A 9038-nucleotide genomic window follows, 5' to 3' on the forward strand; every position below is an offset into this window, starting at 1 on the left:
ATTATGCGAACCCAAGGGTTCTCCTTGTGGGGCTCTGCTCGATGCTTTTCACCAGGTGATCAGGCTGGCCAGGCCGAATTTCTCGTATGCGAGAAAAAAACCGCCACGAACATTACGATGGCCGCTGTGCTTCTGCCGCTGCATCGATACGGATTTTGGCGCGTGCAACAACGGCCATCGCTTCGGCAATAAAAGCAGCGTCACCGGTGTCGTAAGCATCAGCCAAAAAGACAGCCATGGCTTCGGAATCAACCAGCGAGTCCGCTGGGTCATAATCATAAATTGGCTCTGTCATTTGATCACCTGGGAGAAAATATGAACCCAACACCTGCCCCTGAAAATAAACGCTGGATCGTCACCTGCCAAGACGCTGCTGATGGAACTGGCGACCTGATCGTACCGTTGCCATCAGACTTGTTAACTGAAATGGGCCTGGTCGACGGCGACACCTTGTACATCGTTGAGGCCTATGCAGGCACTCACAAGAGTCTTGTCTTATCAAAAACGGCGGCGATCCCTGATCGGATTGATGAACTCGTTGAGCATTTCGATTCGGAGGATCTTGAGGACATTCGTATTGCTGAGCAACGACTGTCAGAGATTAATGCAGGCCGCACCAAGACGATTAAATTGGAAAACATCTGTGAAAATTATCAATTAGATAGCGATACCAAGGGTGAGAAAAAGTGAGGATTTTGCAGTACTCCACCCATTGAATATCCTTCTTTGTTATAACTAAACTAAATAACCATTTAGTTTAGTTATATTGATTGACCAACACAGGTGTCAAAAACAGGACAAGCTCAGTGCTGGTCGATACCGTCGAGCTGCTGGTGAACAACCATTTGAAGCCAGGAATTTTGCCCAAGAACGGCACGCTTCTAACGACGGTTGTATCCAGATCCGAATAAACACCACCCACGGCAATGGTCTGGCCGAACGGCGAAAAAACCCGGGACGTCAGCGAGGTTGTGTTGATCGGCGGCACGCCATTCATGGCATTGGAATAGTCAGGCTCATCCTTTGAAAGGATGACATCCAGCAGCACGCCCTTATCGTTAACGATCGGAGTCACGTCGAGCGACAAAGCAGCCTGCTTGAAGGATGTCGACGTTGCACCATCGCCGGCCGATTGCTGATAAGGAACCTGAGAGCCTTTAACAATTTTGGCTTGATGACGGTCAGAGGTATAAACGCGAGGACTGGAAATCACCCTGCCCTTACCTTCCTGCTCCATCGCTGAAAGCCTGGCATCGAGCGTCAAAGCGCTTGAGACAATGCCAACAGCCCCGATGGCACCAGAGGCAAAGCCAAGGGGCACAGAGCCTGAAACAGTGCCAGCACCGCTGCCTACAGTGCCACCCCATTGAACTCCCAGATTCTTGGAATACGAGCGGTCCACCTCAACAATACGAGCCTGGATCATCACTTGCTTCCTGGAGTAATCAACAGCAGCAATCAGGGTTTTGAGCTGATCTAAACGCGCCTTGCTCATCCTGGCAACGATGACAGAAGAGCCGTCTTCAAAATTCAGAGTCTCTCCAGGATCGAGAGGAAATGCTTTTATTGCGTCCGACGCCAAAATGTTATGCACCTTGAAAATCGAAACATCAAAAGAGTTGACGCCAAAGGAAGGACTACTTTGAATTTGCTGATTTTGGGCAGCAACATATGAATTTGTTGAATAGGCATCACCTGGTCGTGGGTAGCCACTCACACGAAGAAAATTACCTTCAACGGTATATAAAAGCCCTTTTGCCGAAGTGACATACTCAATGGCCTCATCCCAAGTCACATTCTTCATGCGCATAGAAAGTGAACCACGGACATTATCGTCCAGAACAAGATTCAAGCCCCTGTAATCGGCAAGAAGCTGTAAAGCGGACGAAACCTGAATAGTTTGAAAATCAAAAGTTACTGGTTGAGGGGCTGTATCCGCCTGGGAAAAGGTAACGAAGGAAAACAAAAATACAGAGACATAGAGGCCGCGAAAAAACTTATAGGTGTTCATGGGATGAGTTCCGGCTGATTGGTAAATTAATTGGGCGCGGTCTTAGCGCTACGCTAAAGACCACCCCCAATTAATCCACCTGTAATTGGATTTGGTTTTTTTAATGACCAATTAGTAATCTTGGAACCATCAACCAAACAATAAGCCTCGGTAAAATCTGGAAAATATCGACAATGAGAAAAAGAAATGTAACGAGTATTCCCATTGTTATCAGCTACCAGGGCAAGAGCTTCAGAAACAACCTTTGAAGATGGATCAGGCGTTGAAGGATGAACAAAGCCAACAAGGCGCCAAGTGGTTGAAATCGGCAGCTCAGCAGGTGCGTTAGGTTGATTTGGCGTAGATACGGAAGATAAGTGCTTAACACCAGGCTGATCGGTAGTAAAAAACTTTTTGACGAAATAAACACCAAGTCCAATGCAAACAACAAACGCGACCAAGGCAGACCACAAGCCAAAGGAACGCAAAATACTTGCACGACCATCAGCAGAAGATTCATCACCAACAGATCCGGATTCAGATTTAGTTGCGGACTTATAAAAACAAAAGACCTCCTTTTTGAAAGTTCCGGCATCAGTTCTAATTAGCTTTGACCTAGGCGGAGAATCACCAGTAACACCACCCTGATACATATCAACCTTATATACCTTTTTGCTGAGCTTTCTTATTCTATAAGTAGTCTCAATCAAGTCACGAACCCAAGAAGATATTTGCTTAAGGTCCTGGCTTACCAATACAACGCGCATGGATTTATTCTTGGAATCTACTCGATGCCTATGTTCATGTAACAAGGTTTTATCAGTAAGCCTTGCATGATTTCCGTTTTGACCAGAAGGCCATCGCCTCCAACATTCGTCAATAATAGCAACAGCACCAGGAGGAATTAATTCGCCGAGATCATCGAGGCTGTACCAATCATCAGGCAACTGAGTAATATTTCCGCCAAATGTTGCTAAGAGAGCATCAGCCATGAGGGGGATATTGGTAAATATATGCCTTCCTTGCTTCAACGAAGGAATTACAACATGTTCAACTACACCATAGCTTTTACCGTGACCAGGCTTGCCTACATAAGCATCAATTGCCATAAATCACCCAATAAAAGGAATGCGACGAACAAGGAAGCGCAACAAATAGGCGCTACTAACGACAGTGATACCAAACGGTAACTGCATCAAATTCATGAAATACCAAACGGATGGGGAAATATTAGTGAACAACTCTCCCGCACTTGTAAGTAAACCCATGAGAAAACTTGAACTAATGATTTCAAGAAGTGCCTGCCAAAGCCATTCAGCAATCTGAACAATTAAATCAACAAAAAATTGTAAAACTTCTCGGAGTATCGAAAGAAGCCAATTGCCAAAAGCAGTCATAACAACCTCAAATTTTAGCGGCTAAAATTAAGCAGAAAGGAAAACGCGCAAAGCAAGAAGTGACCAAGCCGCAAGAAATACAGCAGAAAGAATGGGTGAAACCAGGTCAAACAAAGCGCAATGCACGTCAAAAGTGATCATAGATCCGAGCAGAAAAACAGTAGCCTTAGGGCAAGCTGCTGTAGAGCCACTAGAAGCTATTTTCTGATTAAATTCATTAAGAGCCTTGCCGAATCCAGATTCATTTAAATCGGATTCCATACCATGGACAAAGGAATTGTAGTGGGCAGCATTTACATCACTATCAAGAATCGATTTTCCTTCTAGTGATCCTGGACTATTGAAAGAAAGCTCACCATCAAAGCCGGAATCACCATCACCACCGTTACCACCATTGCCATTGCCGCCGTCATTCCCACCACCAGGATTGGTGCCACCATTGCCGCCGTCGCCAGGATTAGAACTGGGAGTGAGAGGATCTCCAACGGAGGGAGATTTGTAGCCGGATTCAGCATTACACGAAGGACTCGCGGTATTAAGACCCACGAAGTAGTTACAAAAACCAGTGACTGTAGAACTTGGAGACAGATAGCAGGTGCTACCAGAAGCGGAACTAGCCAGGTAAGAACAAGAGTTGTGACAAACATCAGCAGTAACAGAGCTGACTGACCATGCGACATAGTATTTATCTCCTGATTTTATGGCGGCAGCATCGGGGCCACGAGTTTCGACAGTGTCGGGACAAACAGCAGCTTCCTTAACAATACCAACACTATCATCAAAGGGGGAACCAAAAGAAGTCCAAGAATAAGCACAGGTAGCATTAGAAGTGCCATTCATTGTGCAAGACCCAGCAGTGTAGCCAGTCCTATTAGGGCTTGTATTAGCCGACCTAACAGCACTTACGAATGCGGTTATAAACGACTCCGGCGAGTCCTGGACACCGGCAGACGAACACTCACCAGAATAAGAAGACGAAAATGAAGGATTGCACTTCCAGCCAGCATGAGAACTGGACGAAAACGCAGCAAGTAGTAAAAAAGGGATGAAAGAAATGTATTTCATATCACCAACCCGAGAAAACAGCGAAGGAGCAACCAGACCCAATACAGAACATGGCGAAATAATAAAGTTGATCCATGTTGCAAGCTCCCAAAATAAGAATAATAAGAATGCAATTATCCCTATTACCGTTATTTTTGATAAAAAAAGGGCGCCATAAGACGCCCAGGTCGAACAGGGATAAAGCCTTAACCGCGCAGGAAGCCCAGGACGATACGAGCGCCTTTGATACCAGCGTAAACACCGGCGAGAATGCCGGCGACAGCCAAAACACCAACAGAAATAGTGCTGAAGTCGATGGAGGAAGTCAGACCACTGTAATCCCAGGCAACGGGACCAGCAGCGAAGACAGACGGCGCGGAAACAGCAAGTACAACAGCAGAAACGGTTGCGATGAGAGTTTTTTTGAACATAGGTAAATCCTCAAGATTGCTTGATAAAGTTTAAAAACGCGCGAATGCCCATAGACATAACTAAAAAACTAGCTACCAATGTGAATCCGGCGCCGAAAGCTTGAGCCAGAAAAGATGGATCAAGTTGTGACGGATCAAATGGGGCAATGTAAGGCACAGAGACCCATTCAACCGAACACGTGGGTGCACCACCCTGAATAATCAAATCACCAGGGCAATGCAATAAACCGGACATTACGTAGACTTCTGCGGTGTCGAAGCGCTAGGAGCACCGGAACTAATACGACGACCGTTGCGAGGATCGACTTCAAAAATCAGACGATCATCGCGAACTTGCGCATTAACATCACATTCATACTTTCCAGGCTGAGGAACCTGCTGGGGGGTCTCAGCGTAAAAGGTGCATTTCTGCGGATATGGAATGTTTGGCAAGTGAGCATACGCTTCAAACATGCAATATGGTTTGCCCGACTTGGCAGCAGTACCACTGCGGTGATTGCCAGTTACTTCAACTACGATAACATTAGACATGTAATGCCCTTATCTCAATGTTGGAAAGCCAGGAGCGATGCCGGACTTACGGTATGCCCAACTGGGCGCAGTTAATTCAAAAATCAGCGAAGCTTACCCAGTCGATAAACATGCCAAATTTCTGATTTTGAAAAATTATTCCAAGCGGAGTCAGTTTGAAAAGCTCAGGTTGTGTCATTTTGAGTGCCCCCTATCTCAGTATTGGAAAGCCACGAGCAGTGCCCGGCTTACGGTATGCCCAACTGGGCGCAGTTGCTTCAGGATTGCGCCTGAAAGTTTTGAATTTTCGTGCAGCACGTTGACGAGTTACTTCTTGCTGAGCCAATGCAGATAAAAACAAGCGCATAAGACTATTAATCCCAGCACGTTCATCACATTGAGGATTGTTGAGAGCATTTAGAAACTCCATTTCTACTGCAAAGCGTAGATTTTGATAAGCAACCCTATCCATCAGAAACCCATCCATTCGGCCACACAGGTTGTTCCTGTTTCTTGACGCTCAATAAACCAAATACGCTCAGGTTTAACGCCCTGCTCTTTTCGTGCCTCGACAGCCCTTAACGTCTGTTCGACCTGTTGAGCAAGAATAGGATTAATAAAAGCCCCACGTAATTGCTGTTGTTCAGCTAAACGCCGTTGCTGGCCGCTTGTAAGCTGAACACCCTGAAAACTTACAGTTCTCACGCCGCAACCTGCTGGAGGTGATTAGGACGCTGATACCAAGTTGGCACGGCCAAGGTACTTTTTGTAACTTCTCGACACTGGCGAACGAATACAGGAGCGAACCTACTGGTATCGCAAGCATTACGGATATTGATACCGATTCTATTAAGCTTGGCTGCATGGTCCTGAACTTGTCGCTTCTTAAAATCAAAACGCTGGCCATGCATCCACTGAATGGCATAAAGAGCCGTTGTATTTGCGGCGCGAGTAGTGTTAACAATGTTTAGTAACAAAAGTTGCTCGCTAATGCTAACGATATCCATCGCTGTCACCTTCAGCTTTTCATCAATTTTAAGAAACTCACAGTGGAGTTCGGCAAAACGCCTTTCATCAAATAAACCCCAGTAGCATAGGGCTTCGCGTTGCAGGTATTCGCTTTTTAACTCCTGCTCCATACGCACTACGCCTTCACTGGCACAGTAGTCATGAACACGCTTTACATAGGCGTATTCTGGTGAGTCTTCACCAAAAACTCTCTTAATCTTAGGTAGGCCGTTTTGAGCAACTTCAAAGGCCTTGTCGTAAGCCTTTCTATATTGCAGCCGGCCACCCTGACCATTTCCTTTGGGAGTCCAGGCAACAGTACGACCATTGGGATACAAGAAACCGATGGAGTGACCAATACGTTGACTGGATACACCACGCAAGTAGGCCAAAACATTGCCCTCACCCAACGCGACATTAGTAGTGAGGTCAATACGTTCGATTTTTGCGCCGTCAGCAATCCGGTCGCCGGAACTTGCACCAGAAGCGCCCTGACGGATATCGAGCCGAGTGCAACGAGTAAAGTCAGGCAAGCCGTACTCGCGAAGAAGGTCGTTGTAGACGGCAACGCACTGCTCAATGGTGGTGAAACCGAAAAGGTTATCCAACCGCCCTACTCTGCTCGGGTTGCCCTCTACTCGGATTTTTCGGCCCTGGACATGAATAGTGACCGAGGTTGAATAACTGGCTTCGTGCTTGAAACGGGGCTGCTTGGTGCTGAGGACCTCATTGGTGTTCGAGTCGATAGTCAACGTCACAACGTCGCACACGATCGGAAGATCGTGGTCATGCTCCTGCGAAATTGTGAGCCAATCGATGAACATCCGAAATCCTTGTCAAGCCAATACACGACGCAGGTAAGACTACGTCATGTGTTAGGCTATTTGCAAGAGATACGTAGCAGCTTAACCATCGATGTGTGTTAGCTGTACAAAAACACAGGAGGTATAGTCAATGACTCATGAGCATTCAGATGAAGCGGCGATGAACATCGGAGAGAACATCAGAAACAAGCGGGCGCTCAAAAAGGTGTCGCAGAAAATTGTGGCTGAGGCGGTCGGAGTAGCAGAAAACACAGTTGCCAGTTGGGAAAAGGGTAAAAACCTACCGCCTCCTGACAAAGTGATAGCGCTTGCAAAGTACTTCAAATGCACGACCGATGAGATCTTGCTAAGCGATGAGGAACGTGGGTTGGAGATACAGATGTTGGGCCTACTCCGACGATTCGGAAGCCTGAACGAAACCCACAAACCTATAGCCCTCAATGTGATCGGCTCGATTCTCCAAGGCCTGGAAATGGAAGAGTACATGAAGGGTGAACGCAATGAAGGCAGCAAAAGATTAGGTGTGTTGGGGGACTAAGGATCGCGGGAAACCGCGGTAAAGTGGGGGTGTAACAGCACCCCCACCCAGGCCGTTCCGGCCTGCCCTCATGTGAGCATTTTCGCGGACGCGAAAAATCAGCATAAAAATCCAACCCTCCCAAGAGATCTAGCAATGCCTGATCGAGGAAAAATCGCAGCTACTGCGCGTTATGACCTGAGCGCGGATCTCATTGTTGTCCAGCTTTTAACGGGTGCAGAACTGTGTTTTAAACCGGCGATTTGCATTGACCTGCTAGGCCTATCACCACAAGGGCTGGCAACTATCCAGGTCAGCGAAGACGGTGCTGGGATCGAGTTTCTCAATGGGGATGTCTGGGCGTATTTGCCGGAGTTGATGGAAGGACAAAACGCGGGTCTTTCCGGCACGCACGATAGGCTATTAGCGATCACTGCACAGATTGAATTGCTGATTGGAAGCGACCAGAAACACCCTTTATGGCACTCCCTTCAAAACCTCAAAAGTTGCTTAGGTTCAGACGACTAGATCGGACCTGCCGGGACCTGTCCGATGATAGCGCTGCACGTCACGGGACCGCGCAGGCTTCGCACAAAACCCGGGGCAATGCCTTGGGTAATCAGGGCGCGAAGTGACACCAACTCGACTACAGGCAATTTGAACGCGACAAAAAACCCCAGGGCTCTCAGGAACGCTGGGGTTTTTCTTTGGGCGATAGACCGGCCCGCGTTGCGGGGTATCGGCGCGCCAAGTGCAACGAACCAACGAGGATCTGCGAGGCGCCTAATGCCCTTCGGGCAGGTCGAGGTTAGCAGTCAATAAGTTCAGACTGAGAGGTCTTCTCAACCAGAACCAACGCAGCATCACGAGCCCTAGACAGGGTCTGAGACAGGACAGAGTTTTTCAGTTCCAACGCCTTAATTTGCTCCTCAAGCTCCCTCACCTGTTGCCTCAACGGAATAAAAGATTCGCAGGCAATCAGCACTGCTTTGCTGGCAACAGTCGTGCGATTGAGCAACTTAAGTCGGGTGGCCAAGACATCAGGAAAGTCGCGAATGGTAACAAGCATATTGGTGCCTCAGGCATATTTGCTATCAAAATGATGCTCGATGTCACGCACCAGGTCAGGAGAATGATATCAAACCATCAGAAATTTGATAGCAAAACTCAACCATGATGATGTCGCCGGCAAGGGTCTTGATAGCAAAGCGGCCTCGCATAATGGACGTTATGGATAAATTCAGCGCCGGGGCTTCGCTATTATCCCGGCGCCAAATTCGTCGAACACGACGGCAAAGCTACCATAACGTCATCGAT

The 9038-nt window shown here is 47.4% G+C and carries 15 protein-coding genes; 3 read left to right on the forward strand and 12 right to left on the reverse strand.

The genetic code is table 11. The features are described from left to right. Positions 1-112: 112 nt before the first annotated feature. Positions 113-295, reverse strand: coding sequence for a hypothetical protein (locus tag ACI77D_RS28940; protein WP_406991165.1), 183 nt, complete (start codon positions 293-295; stop codon positions 113-115). 20 nt (positions 296-315) lie between these two features. Between ACI77D_RS28940 and ACI77D_RS28945 the strand changes: the two genes are divergently transcribed. Beyond that, a complete protein-coding gene (locus ACI77D_RS28945; RefSeq protein WP_406991166.1) occupies positions 316-690 on the forward strand; it encodes a hypothetical protein in 375 nt (124 codons plus the stop codon). Positions 691-757: 67 nt separating this feature from the next. Here ACI77D_RS28945 and ACI77D_RS28950 read toward each other — a convergent pair whose 3' ends face one another. The 10 genes from ACI77D_RS28950 to ACI77D_RS28995 all read right to left on the reverse strand — a co-directional run bounded on the left by ACI77D_RS28950 (position 758) and on the right by ACI77D_RS28995 (position 7204). Then, positions 758-2011 carry a hypothetical protein gene (locus ACI77D_RS28950; protein ID WP_407018048.1) on the reverse strand — a complete coding sequence of 418 codons (1254 nt, stop codon included), beginning with the start codon at positions 2009-2011 and terminating at the stop codon, positions 758-760. Positions 2012-2064: 53 nt separating this feature from the next. Further along, a complete protein-coding gene (locus ACI77D_RS28955; RefSeq protein ID WP_407018049.1) occupies positions 2065-3099 on the reverse strand; it encodes a zonular occludens toxin domain-containing protein in 1035 nt (344 codons plus the stop codon). 3 nt (positions 3100-3102) lie between these two features. After that, positions 3103-3387: a DUF2523 domain-containing protein gene (locus tag ACI77D_RS28960; RefSeq protein ID WP_407018050.1), complete on the reverse strand. Its 285-nt coding sequence runs from the start codon at positions 3385-3387 to the stop codon at positions 3103-3105. A 27-nt stretch (positions 3388-3414) separates the two neighbouring features. Further along, positions 3415-4227 carry a hypothetical protein gene (locus tag ACI77D_RS28965; RefSeq protein ID WP_407018051.1) on the reverse strand — a complete coding sequence of 271 codons (813 nt, stop codon included), beginning with the start codon at positions 4225-4227 and terminating at the stop codon, positions 3415-3417. 410 nt (positions 4228-4637) lie between these two features. Next, a complete protein-coding gene (locus ACI77D_RS28970) occupies positions 4638-4862 on the reverse strand; it encodes a major capsid protein (RefSeq protein ID WP_205491389.1) in 225 nt (74 codons plus the stop codon). 10 nt (positions 4863-4872) lie between these two features. After that, positions 4873-5097 carry a hypothetical protein gene (locus ACI77D_RS28975; RefSeq protein ID WP_407018052.1) on the reverse strand — a complete coding sequence of 75 codons (225 nt, stop codon included), beginning with the start codon at positions 5095-5097 and terminating at the stop codon, positions 4873-4875. Further along, entirely contained in the window at positions 5097-5393 is a 297-nt protein-coding gene (locus ACI77D_RS28980) for a propanediol utilization protein (RefSeq protein ID WP_407018053.1), read from the reverse strand. The genes ACI77D_RS28975 and ACI77D_RS28980 overlap by 1 nt, the downstream gene beginning before the upstream one ends. Positions 5394-5583: 190 nt before the next feature. Beyond that, complete coding sequence (locus ACI77D_RS28985; protein ID WP_407018054.1) at positions 5584-5844, reverse strand: hypothetical protein; 261 nt, start codon at positions 5842-5844, stop codon at positions 5584-5586. Continuing rightward, positions 5844-6077: a hypothetical protein gene (locus tag ACI77D_RS28990; protein ID WP_407018055.1), complete on the reverse strand. Its 234-nt coding sequence runs from the start codon at positions 6075-6077 to the stop codon at positions 5844-5846. Before ACI77D_RS28990 ends, ACI77D_RS28985 begins: the two co-directional genes overlap by 1 nt. After that, on the reverse strand, positions 6074-7204 hold the full coding sequence (locus ACI77D_RS28995) for a phage/plasmid replication protein (protein WP_407018056.1): 1131 nt from the start codon (positions 7202-7204) through the stop codon (positions 6074-6076). The genes ACI77D_RS28990 and ACI77D_RS28995 overlap by 4 nt, the downstream gene beginning before the upstream one ends. A gap of 130 nt (positions 7205-7334) precedes the next feature. On the opposite strand from ACI77D_RS28995, the gene ACI77D_RS29000 reads away from it, so the two are divergent. Both ACI77D_RS29000 and ACI77D_RS29005 read left to right on the forward strand, forming a co-directional pair. After that, positions 7335-7742, forward strand: a complete 408-nt coding sequence (locus tag ACI77D_RS29000; protein WP_205491383.1) for a helix-turn-helix domain-containing protein — start codon at positions 7335-7337, stop codon at positions 7740-7742. A 135-nt stretch (positions 7743-7877) separates the two neighbouring features. After that, positions 7878-8249: a hypothetical protein gene (locus ACI77D_RS29005; protein WP_407018057.1), complete on the forward strand. Its 372-nt coding sequence runs from the start codon at positions 7878-7880 to the stop codon at positions 8247-8249. A 280-nt stretch (positions 8250-8529) separates the two neighbouring features. Here ACI77D_RS29005 and ACI77D_RS29010 read toward each other — a convergent pair whose 3' ends face one another. Further along, positions 8530-8790, reverse strand: coding sequence for a hypothetical protein (locus ACI77D_RS29010; RefSeq protein ID WP_407018058.1), 261 nt, complete (start codon positions 8788-8790; stop codon positions 8530-8532). Positions 8791-9038 lie beyond the last annotated feature (248 nt).

It is taken from the genome of Pseudomonas sp. O39 (genome assembly GCF_045447295.1).
In the GTDB taxonomy this organism is placed as follows: Bacteria; Pseudomonadota; Gammaproteobacteria; order Pseudomonadales; family Pseudomonadaceae; genus Aquipseudomonas; species Aquipseudomonas antarctica_A.